At 64.6% G+C, this 19,874-nt stretch carries 17 protein-coding genes and 1 tRNA gene; 10 read left to right on the top strand and 8 right to left on the bottom strand.

Features of this window, described 5'->3' with window-relative positions; translation table 11 throughout:
* The first annotated feature begins 159 nt into the window (after window positions 1-159).
* The 9 genes from rpmI (at window position 160) to ABB29_RS11875 (ending at window position 6,976) form a co-directional block, all read left to right on the top strand.
* A complete protein-coding gene (gene rpmI / locus ABB29_RS11915; protein ID WP_014160066.1) occupies window positions 160-357 on the top strand; it encodes a 50S ribosomal protein L35 in 198 nt (65 codons plus the stop codon).
* A gap of 10 nt (window positions 358-367) precedes the next feature.
* A complete protein-coding gene (gene rplT, locus ABB29_RS11910) occupies window positions 368-727 on the top strand; it encodes a 50S ribosomal protein L20 (protein WP_057659249.1) in 360 nt (119 codons plus the stop codon).
* A 172-nt stretch (window positions 728-899) separates the two neighbouring features.
* Window positions 900-1,910 carry a phenylalanine--tRNA ligase subunit alpha gene (pheS, locus tag ABB29_RS11905; protein WP_057659247.1) on the top strand — a complete coding sequence of 337 codons (1,011 nt, stop codon included), beginning with the start codon at window positions 900-902 and terminating at the stop codon, window positions 1,908-1,910.
* A gap of 78 nt (window positions 1,911-1,988) precedes the next feature.
* The gene (pheT, locus tag ABB29_RS11900; protein WP_057659245.1) at window positions 1,989-4,388 is read left to right on the top strand and encodes a phenylalanine--tRNA ligase subunit beta; all 2,400 of its coding nucleotides are present in this window, start codon (window positions 1,989-1,991) and stop codon (window positions 4,386-4,388) included.
* 55 nt (window positions 4,389-4,443) lie between these two features.
* Window positions 4,444-4,743 carry an integration host factor subunit alpha gene (locus ABB29_RS11895; RefSeq protein ID WP_057659243.1) on the top strand — a complete coding sequence of 100 codons (300 nt, stop codon included), beginning with the start codon at window positions 4,444-4,446 and terminating at the stop codon, window positions 4,741-4,743.
* Window positions 4,724-5,080, top strand: coding sequence for a MerR family transcriptional regulator (locus tag ABB29_RS11890; RefSeq protein ID WP_057659241.1), 357 nt, complete (start codon window positions 4,724-4,726; stop codon window positions 5,078-5,080). The genes ABB29_RS11895 and ABB29_RS11890 overlap by 20 nt, the downstream gene beginning before the upstream one ends.
* A gap of 111 nt (window positions 5,081-5,191) precedes the next feature.
* Window positions 5,192-5,268, top strand: a tRNA-Pro gene (locus tag ABB29_RS11885).
* Between the two features lie 108 nt (window positions 5,269-5,376).
* Entirely contained in the window at window positions 5,377-5,844 is a 468-nt protein-coding gene (locus tag ABB29_RS11880; protein ID WP_057659239.1) for a cupin domain-containing protein, read from the top strand.
* A gap of 64 nt (window positions 5,845-5,908) precedes the next feature.
* Window positions 5,909-6,976: a TraB/GumN family protein gene (locus ABB29_RS11875; protein ID WP_057659514.1), complete on the top strand. Its 1,068-nt coding sequence runs from the start codon at window positions 5,909-5,911 to the stop codon at window positions 6,974-6,976.
* Window positions 6,977-7,001: 25 nt separating this feature from the next.
* Here the strand turns inward: ABB29_RS11875 and ABB29_RS11870 are convergent, their stop codons facing one another.
* The 8 genes from ABB29_RS11870 to ABB29_RS11835 form a co-directional block, all read right to left on the bottom strand.
* Window positions 7,002-7,904, bottom strand: a complete 903-nt coding sequence (locus ABB29_RS11870; protein WP_057659237.1) for a DUF6999 family protein — start codon at window positions 7,902-7,904, stop codon at window positions 7,002-7,004.
* Entirely contained in the window at window positions 7,901-9,793 is a 1,893-nt protein-coding gene (locus ABB29_RS11865; protein ID WP_057659235.1) for a StlD/DarB family beta-ketosynthase, read from the bottom strand. The genes ABB29_RS11870 and ABB29_RS11865 overlap by 4 nt, the downstream gene beginning before the upstream one ends.
* Window positions 9,793-10,698, bottom strand: a complete 906-nt coding sequence (locus ABB29_RS11860; protein WP_057659232.1) for a fatty acid desaturase — start codon at window positions 10,696-10,698, stop codon at window positions 9,793-9,795. The genes ABB29_RS11865 and ABB29_RS11860 overlap by 1 nt, the downstream gene beginning before the upstream one ends.
* A complete protein-coding gene (locus ABB29_RS11855) occupies window positions 10,695-11,459 on the bottom strand; it encodes a sterol desaturase family protein (RefSeq protein ID WP_057659230.1) in 765 nt (254 codons plus the stop codon). The genes ABB29_RS11860 and ABB29_RS11855 overlap by 4 nt, the downstream gene beginning before the upstream one ends.
* 237 nt (window positions 11,460-11,696) lie before the next feature.
* Window positions 11,697-13,601: a 1-deoxy-D-xylulose-5-phosphate synthase gene (dxs, locus tag ABB29_RS11850; protein ID WP_057659228.1), complete on the bottom strand. Its 1,905-nt coding sequence runs from the start codon at window positions 13,599-13,601 to the stop codon at window positions 11,697-11,699.
* A gap of 107 nt (window positions 13,602-13,708) precedes the next feature.
* On the bottom strand, window positions 13,709-14,308 hold the full coding sequence (locus ABB29_RS11845; RefSeq protein WP_245622625.1) for an HNH endonuclease: 600 nt from the start codon (window positions 14,306-14,308) through the stop codon (window positions 13,709-13,711).
* Between the two features lie 154 nt (window positions 14,309-14,462).
* Window positions 14,463-16,256 carry an acyl-CoA dehydrogenase C-terminal domain-containing protein gene (locus ABB29_RS11840; protein ID WP_057659224.1) on the bottom strand — a complete coding sequence of 598 codons (1,794 nt, stop codon included), beginning with the start codon at window positions 16,254-16,256 and terminating at the stop codon, window positions 14,463-14,465.
* 66 nt (window positions 16,257-16,322) lie between these two features.
* Window positions 16,323-16,799 carry an LEA/WHy family protein gene (locus ABB29_RS11835; protein ID WP_057659512.1) on the bottom strand — a complete coding sequence of 159 codons (477 nt, stop codon included), beginning with the start codon at window positions 16,797-16,799 and terminating at the stop codon, window positions 16,323-16,325.
* A 432-nt stretch (window positions 16,800-17,231) separates the two neighbouring features.
* On the opposite strand from ABB29_RS11835, the gene ABB29_RS11830 reads away from it, so the two are divergent.
* Window positions 17,232-19,769 carry a glycoside hydrolase family 3 protein gene (locus tag ABB29_RS11830; RefSeq protein WP_083487859.1) on the top strand — a complete coding sequence of 846 codons (2,538 nt, stop codon included), beginning with the start codon at window positions 17,232-17,234 and terminating at the stop codon, window positions 19,767-19,769.
* The last annotated feature ends 105 nt before the right edge of the window (window positions 19,770-19,874 follow it).

The raw sequence follows: 19,874 nt of genomic DNA, 5'->3' as shown, positions 1-19,874 counted from the left end.
CGGGCTGTCGTTCAACGACGTATGGAACCTGTTGTGCTTTCTTGAGTTTTACTTTTGAAATCAGCAACTTACTAGCCGATTTGGGCAGGACGGAAAGAGTGGCGCGTCAACACAAGCCACCGCCCAGTCAGTAAGAAAACAATATCCAAGGACTTCGCAATGCCCAAGATCAAGACCCATCGGGCGGCGGCCAAGCGTTTCCGGAAGACCGCTTCCGGCAAATTCAAGGCTGGCCACGCCAACCGTAGCCACATCCTCACCAAGAAAGCGACCAAGCGTAAGCGCGGCCTGCGCGCGACGAACATCATCCGCGCCGAGGACTCCGGCCGTTTGAACCGCATGCTGCCTTACCTCTGAGGACTGAACCATGGCACGAGTAAAACGTGGCGTAACCGCACGCCGCCGTCACAAGAAAATCCTGAAGCTTGCCAAGGGCTACTACAACGCCCGCCGCAAGGTCTTCCGCGTTGCCAACCAGGCCGTCATCAAGGCTGGCCAGTACGCCTACATCGGCCGCAAGCAGAAGAAGCGCAACTTCCGTTCGCTGTGGATCACCCGCATCAACGCGGCTGCCCGCATCAACGGCCTGAGCTACAGCCGTTTCATGAACGGCCTGCTGAAAGCCGAGATCACCCTGGATCGCAAGGTCCTGGCCGATATCGCCGTGCATGATCCGGTGGGTTTTGCCGCCTTGGCAGAAAAGGCCAAGGGCGCACTGGCGGCGTAAGCCGCATCTCCACCGTAAACGCGCTGCCGGTGCTTGATTGCCGGCAGCTCATCGGTAGACACGTGGGGAAGGGCGCAAGTCCTTCCCCATTGTTTTTTGTATTGTCCTGTTTCCGCAGAATCTGCCGCCGCGGCCACTGGCCGGCAGCTGCAGCCCAAGAGAACAACAACGCATGAGTGGAATCGAAGCACTAACCACGCAGGCCCTGGATGACGTGGCCAAGGCGGCCACGCCCGAAGCGCTGGAAAGCCTGCGTGTCGGCCTGCTTGGCAAGAGCGGCAGCATCACCGCCCAGCTCAAGCAACTGGGCAGCTTGCCGGGCGACCAGCGCAAGGCGGCGGGCGAGGCCATCAACCAGGCGCGCGATGCGATTTCGCAGGCGTTGGCCGCGCGCAGGAGTGTGCTCGAAGACGCCGCGCTGGATGCACGCCTGCGGGTTGAAACCATCGATGTCACCCTGCCGGGGCGCAACGCCACCCGCGGTGGCGTGCATCCGATCAGCCGTACCCTGGAGCGGATTGCCGACATTTTCGGCCGGCTCGGTTACGAGCTTGCCGATGGTCCGGAAATCGAAGACGACTGGCACAACTTCGAAGCGCTCAACTTCCCGCCGCATCATCCGGCGCGGGCAATGCACGACACCTTCTATTTTGGCGACGGCCGCCTGCTGCGCACGCATACCTCCGGGGTGCAGGTGCGCTATATGGGCCAGGCCGTGGCCAGCCAGAGCGGGCCGCCACTGCGGATGATTGCCGCCGGCAAGGTCTACCGCAGCGACAGCGACCAGACCCACTCGCCGATGTTCCACCAGGTCGAAGGCCTGCTGGTCGACGAGCATTCGACCTTCGCCGATCTGAAGGGCACCCTGTCCGAGTTCGTGCGCGCGTTCTTCGAGCGCGATTTCGAAATGCGCTTCCGTCCCAGCTACTTCCCGTTCGTCGAACCCGGTGCCGAGGTCGATATCGCCTGGCAGCAACCGGATGGCAGCACCCGTTGGCTGGAAGTGCTGGGTTGCGGCATGGTCCACCCCAACGTGCTGCGCAACTGCGGCATCGACCCGGAGCGTTACACCGGCTTTGCCTTCGGCCTGGGCGTGGAGCGGTTCGCGATGCTGCGTTACGGCGTCAACGACCTGCGTGCGTTCTTCGATAACGATGTGCGTTTCCTGCGGCAGTTTGCCTGAGCGCAGACGCATCACCGGCAAGCTGCAGACACTGATACATGGCACTGGCGGGCGAATGCCCGCCCTATGGGTATCCCAATGAAATTTTCCGAAAACTGGCTGCGTAGCCACGTTCCCACCGCCGCCAGCCGCGATGAGCTGACCGCCACCCTGACCGCGATCGGCCTGGAAGTGGAAGAAGTCACCGCGATGGGAGCCGGCTTGGACGGCGTGGTGGTGGCGCGGATTGTCGAGTGTGGCAAGCATCCCGAGGCCGACCGCCTGCAGATCTGTCAGGTCGATGCCGGCCAGGGCGAGCTGCTGCAGATTGTCTGCGGTGCGCCCAATGCCCGCGCCGGACTGATGGCGCCGCTGGCAATGGTCGGCGCGCATGTCGCCGGCATCGACATCAAGGCGGCCAAGCTGCGTGGCGTGCCGTCCAACGGCATGCTCTGTTCGGCCAGGGAGCTGGGCACCGACGCCGATGCTTCCGGCCTGCTCGAACTACCGGCCGACGCCGTGCCTGGCACCCCGATTGCCGATTACCTGGGCCTGCCCGATGCCAGCATCGAAATAAAGCTGACCCCCAACCGCGCCGACTGCTTCGGCATCCGTGGCATTGCCTACGACGTGGCCGCGGCCTGCGGCAGCGAAGTGCTGCCATTCGATGCCAGTCCGATTGCCGCGCAGAGCCAGCGCGTGCTGGAGGTGGAGCTGGCTGCCGGTGCCGATGCGCCGCGTTATTGCGGGCGCGTGGTCGAAGCCATCGATGCCAGCGCCAGGACCCCGGTGTGGATGGCCGAACGGCTGCGCCGCAGCGGCGTGCGTCCGCTGTCGCTGCTGGTCGACATCACCCAGTACGTGATGCTGGAACTGGGCCAGCCGATGCACGCGTTCGACCTCGACACCCTGCAAGGACCGGTCGGCGTGCGGCATTCCCGGCAGGGCGAAACCATCAAGCTGCTGGATGGTCGCGAGGTGGCGCTGGATGACAGCTTCCTGGTCGTCACCGACGCCGCTGGCGCTGACGGAAGTCGCGCCATCGCCCTGGCCGGGGTGATGGGCGGGTTCGATACCCGGGTCACCGACGCCACCCGCAATGTATTCCTGGAAGCGGCGCATTTCGCACCCTCGGCGATCATCGGCAAGAGCCGCAAGCTGGGCCTGCATACCGATGCCTCGCACCGTTTCGAGCGCGGCGTCGATCCGCAGTTGCCAGCCCAGGCCATCGAAATCGCGACCCGCCTGCTGCTGGAACTGGCCGGTGGCCAGCCCGGCCCGGTGGTCGAGGCGGTGCTGCCGCAACACCTGCCGGCACCACAACCGATCCGCCTGCGCCGCCAGCGCATCGGCCGGGTGCTGGGGCTGGACATCGCCGACGCCGATGTCGAACGCATCCTGCGCGCATTGGACATGCAGGTGCACGCCGATGCCGACGGTTGGCAGGTCACCGCGCCCAGCCGCCGCTTCGACATCGCCATCGAAGAAGACCTGATTGAAGAGCTGGCCCGCATCCACGGCTACGATCGCATCCCGACCACCCTGCCGGGTGGCCCGACGCGGGTGGCAGTGCCTTCGGAAACCCGTCTGGATGAGGCCACGGTCAGGCGCCAGCTGGCCGCCCGTGACTATCTGGAAACGGTCAACTTCGCCTTCGTCGATGCGGATCTGCTCGACCGCTGGCAGGCCGGCGAGCGTGCAGTGGTGCTGGCCAATCCGCTGAGCGCCGAGCTGGGCGTCATGCGCACCCAGCTGCTGCCCGGCTTGGTCGATACCCTGCAACGCAATCTTGCTCGTCAAGCCGGCCGGGTGCGCCTGTTCGAGCTCGGCAATGTATTCATCAGCGACGATTCGGGCGATGGCAACACCGCACCGCGGGAAACCCAGCGCCTGGCCGCGGTCATCTGCGGCGATGCGCGCAACCTGCAATGGGGCGAACCGGCGCGCAAGGCGGATTTCCATGACCTGCGTGGCGATCTGGACAGCCTGGCCGCGGCCTGCGGCGCGACCCTGCAATACCAGCCCGCGCAGCACCCGCAGGCGCATCCGGGCCGCTGCGCCGACGTTGTTCGCGATGGCCAGAGCATCGGCTGGATCGGCCAGTTGCACCCACGCCTGCAGCGGACCCTGGACCTGGATGTCGATGCCTATGCGTTCGAAGTCGACCTGGCCGCGCTGGTGAAGCGGCCGCTGCCGCGCGCTGGCGAGCTGTCGCGGTTCCCGTCGGTACGTCGCGACCTGGCCTTCGTGGTCGCCGACAGCGTGCCATGGGCGGCCATTGCCGCCACTGCCCGTGCCGCCGCCGGGCCGCTGCTGCGCGAAGTGCTTTTGTTTGACCGCTACGTCGGCCAAGGGGTCGAATCGGGTCAAAAGAGTCTGGCTATGGGCTTGATTTTGCAAGATAACTCACGCACTCTGACTGACCGTGACGTGGAAGACGTGGTGACCGCCGCGGTCGCTTCCATCGAACAGGAGCATGGCGCAAGGATCCGAGGATGATGGCGTTGCAACGGTTGCAGACTGGCGACATTTGGGCATTACGGGGGAACGCGGCATGGCGTTGACCAAGGCGGAGATGGCGGAACGTCTGTTCGAGGACGTCGGCCTGAACAAGCGCGAGGCCAAGGAATTCGTCGACGCCTATTTCGACGTGCTGCGGCAGGCGCTGGAGCAGGGCCGCCAGGTCAAGCTGTCGGGTTTCGGCAACTTCGATCTGCGCCGCAAGAACCAGCGGCCCGGGCGCAACCCGAAGACCGGCGAGGAAATTCCGATTTCGGCACGGACGGTTGTGACGTTCCGGCCAGGGCAGAAGTTGAAGGAGCGAGTGGAAGCCTATGCTGGATCCGGGCAGTAACAGGGAATTACCGCCGATACCGGCGAAACGCTACTTCACCATCGGTGAAGTCAGTGAGCTGTGTGATGTCAAACCGCATGTCCTGCGCTACTGGGAAACCGAGTTCCCCAGCCTGGAGCCGGTCAAGCGCCGTGGCAACCGCCGCTATTACCAGCGCCACGATGTGCTGATGGTGCGGCAGATCCGTGGCCTGCTGTACGAACAGGGCTACACCATCGGCGGTGCGCGGCTGCGCCTGGAAGGCGATGGCGCCAAGCAGGAATCGGCATTGAGCAACCAGATCGTCAAACAGGTGCGGATGGAGCTGGAGGAAGTGCTGCACCTGTTGCGGCGCTGAAGCCGGCGCAGGGACGAACAAAAATCCGTCCTGCTGGCTGCCGATTGCCGCATCAGTCCAATTAAGCGGCTATAATTGTCGCCCCGCAGCAATGCGGGATCGCAACACGTTCGGGGCGTAGCGCAGCCTGGTAGCGCATCTGCCTGGGGGGCAGAGGGTCGTCGGTTCAAATCCGGCCGTCCCGACCAATTTGCGAGGATCACCACAACCCGTGCCCAGCGCACGGGTTTGTTGTTTCCGCCATCGGCTGAGGCGATGGCGGCACCACAACGCGCGATGGGTTACCGTTACCGGCCATGGACAGCCAGGTACAGACATTGGTGCGGGCGCTGCAGTTGGCGCCTCATCCGGAAGGCGGTTTCTACCGTCGCATCCATACCGCAACCGGGCAGGTGCAGGCCAACGGTCGCGTCCGCCCGGCCGAGACCGCCATCGATTATCTGCTGCCCGGTGGCGTGCAAAGCCGCTGGCACCGGATCGATGCCAGCGAAACCTGGCAATGGCTGCAAGGTGACGCGTTGCAGCTGAGCCTGTTCGACGCTGGTGCCGACGCGCTCACCTGCCATCGCCTGCATCCGCCTTCCGGCGATCCAGCTTCGCAGGCGGTGATGGCCGGGGTCTGGCAGAGCGCGCGCAGCCAGGGCGACTATTCGCTGATGCGCTGTACCGTCACTCCGGGCTTTGTCTGGGAAGGATTCGAGATGCTGGCCAGCGACCATGATGTCGCCCTGCGCCTGCGTCAGCTGGGCCAGGCGCTGCCATAACGTCTGATTCAGTCGGGCTTGCAGAGACTGCGTGACGGTGGCGAATCGCCAACGTCACGGCGGCATGCCGGTTCAACGAGAGGCTGCGGAAATGGGTCATGGAAGATGGTTGCTGGTACTTTGCCTGCCGCTGGCCACCGCGTTGGCGCAGACCACCACGCCGATGCCGGCCGCCGCGCCGGCGCAAGAAACCTTCGCAGCGGCAACGACGCCGGATGCGGTCATCGACATGCCAGCCGTCGCCGTCAGTGGCGTGCAACCCGGCCCGGGCATGTGGCGGGTGAGCAAGGGCGATCATCATCTTTGGATCCTCGGCACGGTCAGCCCGTTGCCGAACCGGCTGCAGTGGAAATCGGAGCAGGTCGAAGCGGTGCTGGCGCAGGCCGATCAGGTGCTCGGCTCGCCCGGGATCACGGTCGACACCGACCTCGGCTTCTTCGGCAAGCTGATGCTGGCGCCGTCGGCGTTCAAGGCCGGCCGCAATCCCGGTGACGTGACCCTGCAGGAGATCCTGCCAGCGGATCTGTATGCGCGCTGGTCGCGATTGAAGGCGCAGTACATCGGCCGTGATCGCGGCATCGAGAAGAAGCGGCCGATCGTCGCCGCCAGCGAGCTGTACTTCGATGCCATCAAACAATCGGGCCTTGGCGACAAGCCGGTGATCCGGCCGGTGTTCAAGCGCGCGATGAAAAAGCGCAAGCTGGATTACACCCCGGCCACGCTGGAACTCAGGATTGCCGATCCGAAAGCCGCGATTGCCGAATTCCGCGGCGAAAGCCTTGATGACGTCGAATGCATGCGCAAGACCCTGGATCTGGTCGAACACGACATTCCGGCGATGGTCGAACGCGCCAACGCCTGGGCAGTCGGTGACATCGAAGCCCTGCAGCGCAGTCCAGCGGTGGGTACCCAGGCGGTATGCGTCGCCGCCTTCAGTCAGTCCAGGGCGGCGCGCAAGCGCGGTTTGACCGATGTCGAGGCGCGGGTCAAGGCCATGTGGCTGGAGGTGGCGGAGCAGGCGCTGCAACAGAGCGATACCACCGTCGCCACCCTCCCGGTCAGTGAGTTGCTGGCGACCGACGGTTACCTGGCTGCCTTCCGGGCCCGGGGATACGAGATAACCGAGCCCTGATCGTCAACCGCGATCGGCGGGGACATTACGCGGCGTCGGTGGGTTCCCGGCCCGCGGCAGTGGCCTGTTGATCGCGTTTGGCGCTGAGGAACGCGTGCAGCATTTCGGTCGACAAGCCATGCAGGGTCAATCGGAAACCGGCGCGCAAGGTCGACATCGGTACCAGTGGATGGCGATTGTTCAACAGGATCAGGTGCGAGCGCGCATCCAGAATGGTGGCCGCGTACAGGCCGATGGTTTCGTCCAGCTGCAATGAGTTGGTGGCGCGCCAGAAGTCGCTGTCGGTCAGCAGCAACTGGTAGATCGGCGTGAACAGCTCGATCGAACTTTGCAGGTCGAGGAAATTGCGCCGCCGCCGCGGCATGTCGGCCAGCGCCAATGGCGGTTGCTGGATCATCGAAAGATCCGGCTCCGCTACATGCTGCAGCTGCTGGCCGTTATCGCGCAGCGCCTGGTTGAGGCGGATGACGAAGTTGTACAGATTGAGATCGTGGACCAGGAACATGTCCTCGCGCACGTCAGCAATGGCGGTGGGCCGGAGTGGATTGGTCGCCACTGGCACGGGTGAGTTCCTGGCGATGAACTCCAGCACCTGCGAACCCAGGTGGAAGTGGCGCAGGATCAGCCAGTTGGCCTCCGGGCGGATGAAGTTTTCCATGCCCCAGGCCAGCAGACGGTGCAACAGCCGCGAGAACGCCAGCTTGCGTGGCGCCAGCACCTTGATGATCTGGAACAGCACGATCAGGGTGCGGGCGAAAGGACGCACGAACGGCAATACGAACTGACGCGACCACGAACTGGAGTCGGCGAGCCAGGCGCGCTTGACCTCCTCGTCCAGCGGTGTGCTCTGGTCGAGATACATCGCCAGCCAGGGATTGGGATCGCGCGGGTCATGGCCATGGGCCATGAAATCAGGAGTGGGCTTCATGGCGTCGGCACGTGTTCGAACTGCATCAGATAAAGCTCGGCGGTACGCCGGGCGGTGTCGATGATGGCCTGCACGCCGCGACCGTCTGCATCGTGTTCAAGCACGATTTCGACAGCGCGCAGCCAACGCAGGAGATGATGCTGGTCATTTTCGCCATGGTACTCGAGGAAGCGGAACGCATCCGCCGGCAGATCCAGGCTGGACTTCAACAATGGCAGCAACGCCGGGATGATCCGTTGGCCGGTGCCTTCGATGATGTAGATGGCGCCGAGCAGGCCCAGCGGATTGATGGTCGCGGCCAGCGCATGCAGGTAGGCGGTGAGGGCCTCGCCGCCGGGATTGCGCCGAAGCCGGTCGATGTCGTCGATATCGCCGCCGGCCCTGCGATAGTCGTCGAACAGGATCTGGTAATCGTCCTGCTCGTCGCCGGCATGGGTTTCGATCAGCTCGGCCAGGCCCAGGTACGGCGCCTGTACCGAGGCAGCCCCCTCGCGCATCCACAGGCTGCCCTCGCGCACCTGCGGGATCCAGTGCTGCATCCATTGCAGGTAATCGGCGCGGCTGAAGCGGCGTTCGCGGATACGGCGGATCACCGGCGTGCGCCATGCGCGTGAGCGGTAGTCATGCCAGATCGTCGCCAGCTCGCCGAGCAGATGCTTCAGCGCGGCTGGAGCGCTGTCCGGGTCGTGCGGCGCGGCAATGCTTTCGGCATCACCTGTCTGCTCGTTGGCAACGGATTGACGGACCGGCAGCGGCATCGGCGCATCGGCGGCTTCCACTTCAATCAGGGCGAAGGACACGGTGAAGCGGCCGGATTCGGGAATGAAGCACAGGATCTGTTCACCCGGCCGCAGATCATGGCTGCGCAGGAACTCGTCGAGCATGATGAAGATCGACGCCGCGCCGGTGTTGCCGCGGCTGGTCAGGTTGCTGTACCAGCGTTCGCGCGGAATCGCCAGCCCGGCCTTGTGCATCAACTCATCCACCACCGGCGCGAACCGCTCCGATGAATAGTGGCAAAGAAAGTGATCGATACGGCTGCTGTCGATCCAGCCGGCGTGGGCCAGGCTGGCGTACTCGTGGATGCCGACATCGAACAGGTGTGGCAGCAGCCGGATGTCCTGGCGCAGGAACAACGCGCCATCGGCTTCAGCCTGTCGCCACGAATCATAGTCCAGGTGCGAACGTGCACGGTCCGGCGACAAGCCCAGTTGCATGCACACCGGATAGTCGCCGGAGAACGAGCGCTGGTGGATGAAGCGCAGGCGCAGGCGTATACCCGCGCTGGCCGCTGGCGCCGACGTCAGCAGCAGCGCGCCGGCACCGTCGGACAGCATCCAGCGCAGGAAATGCGCATCGAAATCGGCGTCGTAGTCGCGCGCGGCATAGCGCGAACGCTTGAACAGACGCGATGGCATTTCAGCCGCCGCGACCAGCGCATGGGCATGGGAACCGAGTTCGATGGCTGCTGCTGCGCCTTCCCAGGCACCCACCCCGGAGGCGCAGATGCCATGACTGGACAGCGTCTGCATCGGTGGCGCCGCCAGTTCGCCCTGCAGCATGCTGGCGAAGCCGGGCATCAGCGCATCGCCGCCCGATGTTCCGCAGGCCAGCATGCCGACCTTGTCCAGGCCGATGCCGGCCTGGGCCAGGCAGTCGTGTACCGCCGCAGCGGCCATGCCGGCGCAGGAATGCAGCGTGTTGCCGTCGGCGTCGACCGCATAGTGGCGGCTGCGGATGCCGTTCTCGCCGAGGATGCGCTTCTTGATCCGGGCGGAAATGCGGTTCAGTGGTGCGATGTAGGCATCCATGGCCTCGTTGTCGATGGCGGCGCCGGGCAGGAAGCGCCCGGTGGCCTGGATCCAGCAGCGTTCAAAACGGGTAGGCATCAACAGTCCTTGCGATCCATGTAGGGAGAAGAGAGGTTTCGGTCTGGGCGATGGCCGCGCAGCGAATGCGAACGCAGGCGCGGTACCCAAGGCGCCAGCAGGAATACCCGGGTGATATAGCCCGACAGGCCTGGCTCCAGCAAACGCGCGGGGATGGCGGCGCGGTAGCGCGCGTGCAGCGCCGGCAGGTGCGACCAGTGCGCCCGCGCATGCTCGTGATGGGCGGTATGCAGGCCGATGTTGAACCAGATCAGGTTGCTAGCACCTTCGAAATTGCGTGCGTAGGCGAGATGGCCTCGATCATCGGCATGGGCATGCTGCAGGTAGTTGGCGCCCAACAGCCAGTGCAGGCCAAACAGTTGCGGCACGATGACCAGCAGCAGTGCCTTGCCTGGATCCATGGCGAGCAGCAGGCACCAGCTGCCCAGCCATGCGAGGTACTGCAGCAGGTACCAACGCCACACGCGCGGCGCACGCCGACGAAGGCTGCGCAGCCACTGCCAGACCAGCGGATAAACGGCGACCACTGCCAGCAGCGGATGCAGCAACCAGCCCAGCAGATGATTGTGGTCACCGAAACGCCAGGTGCGGCTGCAATCGCTGGGTCCGTGCCGGTGGCGATGGTGGTTGCGATTATGGGCCGGATGGAACACGCAGGTCGGATGGCCTTGCAGCAACGTGATCCACAGATCGGTAGCGCGGTTGGCGCGGCGACCGCGCCAGAGCGGCAGATGGGCGTGGTTGTGATGAATGATGCTGATGCCGATGGCCAGCAGCAGCGACAGCCCGAACAGCAGCGGCTGCCAGCCGTGGCGCCATTGCCAGTACATCAGCGACGGCTGCGCGACCAGATAGGCCAGGCTCTGCCAGTCGCGCTGGTTGCGCAGCATCGGCAGCGGATTCATGTCGCTCCGTCCCCGCCGCGCGCTGCGATTCGATCATCGGCGGCATCCAGCGGCAGGCCGGTGCCGAACAGCTGGTCGAACACCGGCAACAGGAATCCGTAGTTGCCGTGGTAGCAGGCGTGATGCAGATGATGGCGGCGGCTTGCGGCCAGCGGTCCCCGCGCTGGCGCGCTGCGGCTGTATTCGTAATTGGCATGGCCAAGACTGTTCAGCACGATGCTGATTACCGGCAGGCTGGCGAGTGCGGCGAAACTGAAATCGTGCAGCAGCATTGGAATCAGCGGCACGCTGCCAAGCATGGCCGCTTCCACCGGATGGAACGCGTAGGTGGAAAACGGCGTGGCCACGTGCGAACGGTGATGCGCCACATGGAATCGACGCATCAGCCGGGTGTGCAGCAGGCGGTGGTTGAGATAGAAATGCAGCTCGTTCCAGAAGAACAGGACGATGATTTCGATGATGATCTGCGCGACTGACGGCGCCGTTGCCAATTGCGCCCAACCCAGCCTGAGCAATCCCCAGGGCACCACCAGGCCGGTACCGAATATCAGGATCGACATCATTGATTCGCCGATCTCGCGTCGCAGCTGGCCCGGGCGCAGCGGTCGTGGATCCAGCCGCCTGCCGAAACCGATTGCCGGCATCAGGCGCTGGCTCAGCCATGTGTTGACAAGCGCGGTAGTGAAATACAGCACACTGAAATACATCACGCCGACGGTCATGACCTGTAGCCAGTCGAGCGAAATGAACCAGCTCCCCATCGGGCATGCCTCCATGCGTTGTGGACACGGTGCGTGTGTTGTTGCGATGTGGCGGATTCGACGCCGGCCGTGTCCTTGCCATCGCCCCGGATGCGCCGCTCGCCAGCCGATGCCCGCATCTTACCGCGTGAAGCGCGCCGCTGTACGGGCCAGACCGGTTGCGTTAGCGCTCCGGCCTGGCGATGGCGTTGCGCGGGCAGCTGCGGGCAAAGCTCCGCGTTACACGTAAGCTGCCGCTCAGCCGGCCGCGATCTGACCCGGTACCGCCGCCAGTTGCGGCCAGCGCTTGAGGATGGCGGCGCGGATGCCGGCCGCATCGATGCCGGCCTCGGCCAGCAACTGTTCGCGACTGGCGTGGCGCTGGAATTCATCCGGCAGTCCCAGATGCAGGATCGGCGCCTGCACCCCGGCCTGATTGAGTAGTTCGGCCACGCCGGAGCCAGCACCGCCCATCACCACGTTGTCCTCCACCGTCACCAGCCCCTGGTGGCTCTGCGCCAGCTGCAGGATCAAGGCGCGGTCCAGCGGTTTGACGAAGCGCATGTTGACCACGGTCAGGCCCAGGTCGCGGCCGACATCCTCGGCTGCGGCCACGGTCGAGCCGAACGCAAGAATGGCCACGCGCGAACCCTGCAGCCGGGTCTGTGCCTGGCCGATGGGCAGCGTCTGCAGGTCGGCGGCCGGGGTGACACCCGGACCGGTGCCGCGCGGATAGCGCACCGCCGCCGGGCCCTGGTACTTGAAACCGGTGCTGAGCATCTGCCGGCATTCGTTTTCATCGGCCGGTGCCATCACCACCATGTGCGGCACGCAACGCAGGTAGCTCAGGTCGAGGTTGCCGGCATGGGTGGCACCATCAGGGCCGACCACGCCGCCACGGTCGATCGCAAACAGCACGTCCAGCTGCTGGATCGCCACGTCATGGACCAGTTGGTCGTAACCACGCTGCAGGAAGGTCGAATAGATCGCCACCACCGGCTTGCTGCCTTCGCAGGCCATGCCGGCGGCCAAGGTCACCGCATGCTGTTCGGCGATGGCGACGTCGAAGTAACGGTCCGGATATTTCTTGCTGAAACGGACCAGCCCGGAGCCTTCGCGCATGGCCGGGGTGATACCGAGCAACTTGGGATCTGCGGCGGCCATGTCGCACAACCAGTCGCTGAAGATATCGGTATAGGTCGGCTTCCTGGCGCCGGTCTTGCTGACCAGGCCCTTCTGCGGATCGAACGGGCCGACCGCGTGATAGCCGATCTGATCGCCTTCGGCGAGCTCGTAGCCTTTGCCCTTGGTGGTCATGATGTGCAGCAGCTGCGGACCCTTGAGGGTCTTCAGCACTTTCATCGCGTTGACCAGCGCGGTCACATCGTTGCCATCGATCGGGCCGGTGTAGTGGAAACCCATCTGCTCGAACAATGTGGACGGCACGAACATGCCTTTCCAGTGTTCTTCCCAGCGACGCATGAACCGCGCCGGCGGCTTGCGCTTGTCACCGAGCAGCTTCTTGCCACCTTCACGCAGTGAATTGAGGGTGCGGCTGCTGCTCATCCGGCCGAGCAGTTTGGTCAGCCCGCCGACGTTTTCCGAAATCGACATCTGGTTGTCGTTGAGCACCACCAGCAGGTTCGGCTCCGGCTCCATGCCGCCGGCGTGGTTGAGCGCTTCGAAGGCCATGCCCGCGGTCATCGCGCCATCGCCGATCACTGCCACCACCTTGCGCTCGTCGCCGGCCTGGGCCAGCGCGATGGCCATGCCCAGCGCGGCCGAGATCGAGGTCGACGAATGGCCGACGCCAAAAGTGTCGTATTCGCTTTCCTCGCGCTTGGGGAACGGCGCCACGCCGTCGGCCTGCTTGACCGTGTGGATCTGGTCGCGCCGGCCGGTCAGGATCTTGTGCGGATAGCACTGGTGGCCGACGTCCCAGACCAGCCGGTCGCGCGGCGTGTCGTACAGGTAATGCAGGGCCACGGTGAGCTCGATGACGCCAAGCCCGGCGCCGAAATGGCCGCCACTGCGACCGACGGATTCGATCAGGTAGCCGCGCAGCTCCTCGGCGATGGCCGGCAACTGATCTTCGCCAAACTGGCGCAGGTCGGCCGGTGTCTGGATCCGGGAGAGGTGGGGATAACGGCTGGGATCAATCATTGGCTTGGGCTTCTTCTGACCCGCTATTTTCCCCCCCTTGTGTGAAGTGGGGCAAGCAATGATGTTCAGCTTTGTCTGGCGCCAGGCCATCGGCCACGGCGCCTGGCTCAGGCCAGCAGTTTTGAGCGCTTGGGCAGGTGTGATTTGAGGAACGCCATCTGGTCGGCCAGGATGTTGCGGTTGGACAGGATCAGGTGTTCGACCCAGCTTGGCCGGTACGGCACCGCCAGCAGCGGCATGTTGGCCTGTTGCGGGGTGCGGTTGCTCTTGCGCGAATTGCAGTGGAAGCAGGCGGTGACCACGTTTTCCCAGATGTCCTTGCCGCCCTTGGACAACGGCAGCACGTGATCGCGGGTCAGGTGCGGCCGGGTGAACTCACGGCCGCAATACAGGCATAGCTGGGCATCGCGGGCGAACAGGGCGGTGTTGCTCAGGCTCGGCGTGGGTGACAGCGCGCTGGCACGGGCGTGGCCACGCGATGCAACAATCGGATGCAGTTCGATGACACTCTGCGCGCCGCTGATCCGGCAGGTGCCGCCATGCACGCGCAGGCACGGATCGCCCAGCGTCCAGGCCACTGCATCACGCGCATACAGGCAGGTCGCGTCCTGCCAGTTGATCCAGTCGAGTACGTGGCCATGCGCATCGAGAGACAATACCCGGACCGCACCACGTGGATTGAGCTGGGCGATCGACGCCGACGGCATCGCGGCCGGCCTGTTACCGGTATCCACCCGTTGAAGCTGAGCTGTGTCTGCCTCCATTGGGGATACAGGTTATACCCAATTGATGACGATTTGGATAGCACCGTCGGCGGCCCGGTTGCGAGGACCGCCGACGGTAGGTCAATGTGCCACTGTGCTATTCGCCGAAGCGGGCGTCGGCCATCGCCATCAGCGGCGCGGCACCGGACTGGATGGCCGCGGCGTGGGTCAGCGTCCGCGGCAGGATCCGCGCGTAATAGAAGCGCGCGGTTTCCAGCTTCGATTGCCTGAAATCGGCACCATGCGCCGACGCATTGGCCGCGGCCACGCTGCGGGCCCACCAGTAAGCCAGCACCACATAGCCGGAATAGAACAGATAGTCGTAACTGGCCGCGCCCAGTTCTTCCGGGTTGTCCTGCGCACGTTGCAGGATGTCAGTGGTCAGGCTCGCCCATTCCTCGGCTTTGCGGGCCAGTGGCACGATGAACTCGGCCATCGCCTGATCGTCTTGATGCTGCTTCACGAACGCCTGCACCTGGGCCAGGAACAGCTTGAGTCCAGCGCCGTGGCTGGCGGCGGTCTTGCGACCGATCAGATCCAATGCCTGGATGCCGGTGGTGCCTTCGTACAAGGTGGTGATGCGGGCGTCACGTGCCAGCTGCTCGATGCCGTGTTCGCGGATGTAGCCGTGGCCACCGAAGCACTGCACCGCGTTATAGGTGTTCTCGATGCCCCATTCGGTCTGGCAGGCCTTGGAAATCGGGGTCAGGAAACTGACCAGCGTTTCCGCCTCTTCACGCTCCTTGGGGTCGGCGGCGCGCTTGGCGACATCGATCAGGCTGCCCGCATGCAGCGCCAGCAGGCGGCTGCCTTCGACCAGTGACTTGATGCTCAGCAGCATGCGCCGGACATCGGGGTGGACGATGATCGGGTCGGCCGGCTTGTCAGGAAATCTGGCCCCGGACAGGGCGCGTGACTGCAGGCGCTCGCGCGCGTAGCGCAAGGCGTTCTGGTAGGCGCGTTCGGACAGGCCGATGCCCTGCAGGCCAACTCCCAGGCGCGCAGTGTTCATCATCGTAAACATCGCCTGCAGGCCTTTGTGCGCACCACCGACCAGATAGCCTTGTGCGTCATCGAAATTGATCACGCAGGTGGCCGAGGCCTTGATCCCCATCTTGTGTTCGATCGACCCGCAGCGCACGCCATTGCGCTCGCCGACGGTACCGTCGCCGGCGACCTTGAACTTGGGCACCACGAACAGCGAAATACCCTTCGCACCCGGCGGCGCATCGGGTAGCTTGGCCAGCACCAGATGCACGATGTTGTCGGTGAAATCGTGTTCGCCGGCGGTGATGAAGATCTTGGTACCGCTGATCGAATAACTCTCACCATCGGCATTGGCGGTGGCGCGGGTCTTCAGCAAGCCCAGGTCCGTGCCGCAATGCGGCTCGGTCAGGCACATGGTGCCGGTCCAGCGGCCTTCGACCAGCGGCTTGAGGAACACTTCGCGCTGCCAGTCCTGGCCATGGTGTTCCAGCGCATGCACGGCACCGTGCGAAAGCAGCGGGAAATTGCCCCAGGCCAGGTTGGCGGCGTTGATCATCTCGTTGAGCGGCACGCCCAGCACGTGCGGCAGGCCCTGGCCACCGAAATCCGCGGCCGAGGTCAGCCCGCTCCAGCCGCCATCAACGAACTGCTGGTAAGCCTGCCTGAAGCCGGGCGGGGTGGTGACGTCGCCACTGGCGGCATCGAAACTGCAGCCGACTTCATCGCCGACGCTGTTCAGTGGTGCGAGCACGCTGCCGGTGAAGCGCGCGGCTTCTTCGAGTACCGCATCGACGATGTCACGGCTGGCGTCGGCATAACCCAGGCGCTGGAACAGTGCCTCCGCCCCCAGCACGTCGTAAAGCGCAAAACGGATGTCGTTCAGTGGGGCGTTGTAGCTACTCATGTCGAAAACTCTTCAGTGCGGGGGATACGGTTCTTCCAGCAGGTCGGCGTTGACGGCGACGGCGGTTCAACGCAGCACGCCGTCCAGGCCGGGAACCGGATTGAGCAGGTTGTTGCTGCTGATGTCGAAATCGCGCGACTTGCCGTCTTCAGGCAGCGCATTGGCGGTGCCGCTGAGCTGGTACTCGATGGCGCGGCGGCTGGCGAGCGCGTCGGCGACCGCAATCCGGCCGGCCGAGGTCGGCTGCAGCGCGACGCTGACCACATCGGCCGACTCCGGACCCACCGACAGCTGTGGACTGGCCTGCAGGGTGCCAGCCGCCTGGCCGGACAACTGCAGTTCCAGACGCAGTTGGTCAAAGCGCATCGGAATGCTGCTGTAATTCTGCAGGCGTAGATCGACTTTCCAACTGCCGTTGGCATCCACCGACAACTGCTGGATGAATACCGCCGGTTCGGACACGCGCCGTGCCGGACCACTGCTGCAGGAGGCCAGCAACGCCATCAGCAGGACCAGTCCCACGATTCCCGTTGCACGTTTGATTCGACGCATTCCCCACCTCCGGCTGGATACAGGCGATCAGGATACTACGGCGTATGGGCAGGGTCATGGCGCGCATGACGATGTCGAAATCCATGGTGTGCCGCAACATGACGAAGCGGCGACGGAGGTCCGCGCAAGGCGCATCGGATGCGCCACGGCAGGAGGTTGAGCGCGGGCAAAACTGCACATGCGCCGGGCTTTGCCACACGTTGTCCATCTTCCGGTGGACGACTGCGGGCGCGCCATCGTTGATCAGGGTGGGACGGCAACCGACGCCAGGGTCACAATTTATTGACAGCGCTGCCATTTTGGGAAACGTTATGTCCGCGCCCGCTCCGGGGAGGGAGGTCGGGCGCGCATTTCCATCGTCACGGGAGAACACGCTTGAAAACGACCACCCCGCGCCTGCGCCCGCGTAGCTTGCTGCTCGCCATGCTGTTCGCATCGGCTTCGTCCACGTTGATGGTCGGCGCGGCGCTGGCTGCCAGTCCCGGCAACGACGGCACCCGCGCCGGCCGGGCGGTGGATCCGGCGTGGCCCGAGGTCCACTGGCCACTGGCCGCGGACCCGGCGATGGAAAAACGCATCGGTGAGCTGCTCGCCAGGATGACGGTGGAAGAAAAGGTCGGCCAGATCGTCCAGGGGGATATTGCCAGCCTGACACCGGAGGACGTACGCAAGTACCACCTTGGCTCCATCCTGGCGGGCGGCAATTCCGATCCCGGTGGCCGTTACAACGCCAAGCCCTCCGAGTGGCTGGCGCTGGCCGATGCGTTTTACCAGGCATCGATGGATGGAAGCGACGGACATACGGTGATCCCGGTGCTGTTCGGTATCGATGCCATCCACGGCCAGAGCAACATCGTCGGTGCGACGTTGTTCCCGCACAACATCGCGCTGGGCGCGACGCGCAACCCCGAGCTGATGCATCGCATCGGCGAGATCACCGCGGCCGAAACCCGCGTCACCGGCATGGAGTGGGCGTTCGCACCGACCGTGGCGGTACCGCAGGATGATCGCTGGGGCCGCGCCTACGAGGGCTACTCCGAATCACCCGACGTGGTCGCCAGTTTTGCCGGGGCGATGGTCGAGGGCCTGCAGGGCAAGGTCGGTACGCCGCAGTTCCTGGACGGCAGCCATGTGATGGTGTCGGTCAAGCATTACCTGGGCGATGGCGGCACCAGCGGCGGCAAGGACCAGGGCGACACCCGCATCAGCGAAGCCGAACTGGCGCGTATCCACAACGCCGGTTATCCGCCGGCGATCGCTGCCGGCGCGCAGAGCGTGATGGCTTCGTTCAACAGCTTCAACGGCAAGAAGATGACCGGTGATCACTACCTGCTCACCGATGTGCTGAAAGGGCGGATGAATTTCGGCGGCTTCGTGGTCAGCGACTGGAATGCGCACGGTCAGGTCGAAGGCTGCAGCAACGACAGTTGCCCGGCCGCCTTCAATGCCGGCATCGACATGCTGATGGCGCCGGATACCTGGAAGGCGTATTACACCAGCGCGCTGGCGGCGGTGAAGTCGGGCGAGATTCCGATGAAGCGGCTGGATGACGCAGTAGCCCGGATCCTGCGGGTGAAGATGCGGCTGGGCCTGTTCGAGGCTGGCAAGCCTTCCTCGCGCCCGCTGGGTGGCAAGTATGAGCTGCTCGGTTCAGCGGAACATCGCGCGGTCGCCCGCCAGGCGGTACGCGAATCGCTGGTGCTGCTGAAGAACAACAACGCGATCCTGCCGCTGGATCCGCGCAAGACCCTGCTGGTGGCGGGCGATGGTGCCGATGATGTCGGCAAGCAGGCCGGTGGCTGGACACTCAACTGGCAGGGCACCGGCACCACCCGTGCCGACTTCCCCCATGCCGACAGTATTTTCGAAGGCTTCGAGCAGCAGGCCAGGGCCGCCGGTGGCAAGGCCATCCTGTCAGTCGATGGCAGCTACCAGCAGAAACCCGATGCGGCGGTGGTGGTGTTTGGCGAAGACCCCTACGCCGAATTCCAGGGCGACATCCCGACCCTGCTGTACAAGCCGGGCAATGGCAGCGATCTGGAACTGATCAAGCGGCTGAAGGCCGATGGCATCCCGGTGGTGGCGGTGTTCCTGAGTGGACGGCCGTTGTGGATGAACCGCGAGATCAATGCCGCCGATGCGTTTGTCGCCGCATGGTTGCCGGGTTCGGAAGGGGCGGGCGTGGCCGATGTGCTGCTGCGCGACCGCAACGGGCAGGTACAACATGATTTCAAGGGCAAGCTGAGCTTTTCCTGGCCGCGCACGGCCACCCAGTACGACAACAACGTCGGCCAGCCAGGCTATGACCCGTTGTTCGCCTTCGGCTATGGCCTGAGCTATGCCGACAAGGGTGATCTGGCAGCCTTGCCGGAACAGTCCGGGGTGTCGGGACAACATGCGTTGCCCGGTGTGTACCTGCAGCGCGGGATGGCGACCAGCGGTTTGAGCGCGCAGTTGCATGCGGCCGGCAAGCAGGCCGAGATAAATGCGATCCCGACCGCGTCGGCCGATGACAGCCTGCGCATCAGCGGTGTCGACTACCAGCAACAGGAAGATGCGCGGCGTCTGGCCTGGTCGGGCAATGGCACCGCCAGCATGGTCCTGCATTCGGAACAGCCACTGGATATCAGCCGCGAGACCAACGGTGACGTGATGCTGGTGACCACCCTGCGTCCTGAACAACTGCCTGCTGGTGCGAAGGTCACCCTGGGCATGAGTTGCGGCAACGACTGCGCCGGCAAGGTCGACATCAGCCAGGCACTGGCCGACATGTCCAACGGCAAGTGGGGCCGTCTTGGTGTCGCGCTGCGCTGTTTTGCGGGCAACGGTGTCGATGTGGCCAGGGTCGACGACATCTGGCAGTTGCAGGCAAGCGGTGCCGTGCAGTTGTCGGTTTCGCGGGTGGCGCTGGGCGCATCCAATGAAGTCGACAAAGCGGTCACCTGTCCGGCCAGTCAATAACGGGCCGGGCGTGGTTGGCGCCATCCAACCGGGGCGCCGGCGCTGACACCAGGCGCCGGTGCGGGTCTGTTTGACAGGGGATGGTTGCCGGGTTGCTTCTCTCCA

Source organism: Pseudoxanthomonas dokdonensis, assembly GCF_001431405.1.
GTDB classification, from domain to species: domain Bacteria; phylum Pseudomonadota; class Gammaproteobacteria; order Xanthomonadales; family Xanthomonadaceae; genus Pseudoxanthomonas_A; species Pseudoxanthomonas_A dokdonensis.
This window is presented reverse-complemented; position numbering and strand designations above follow the sequence as displayed.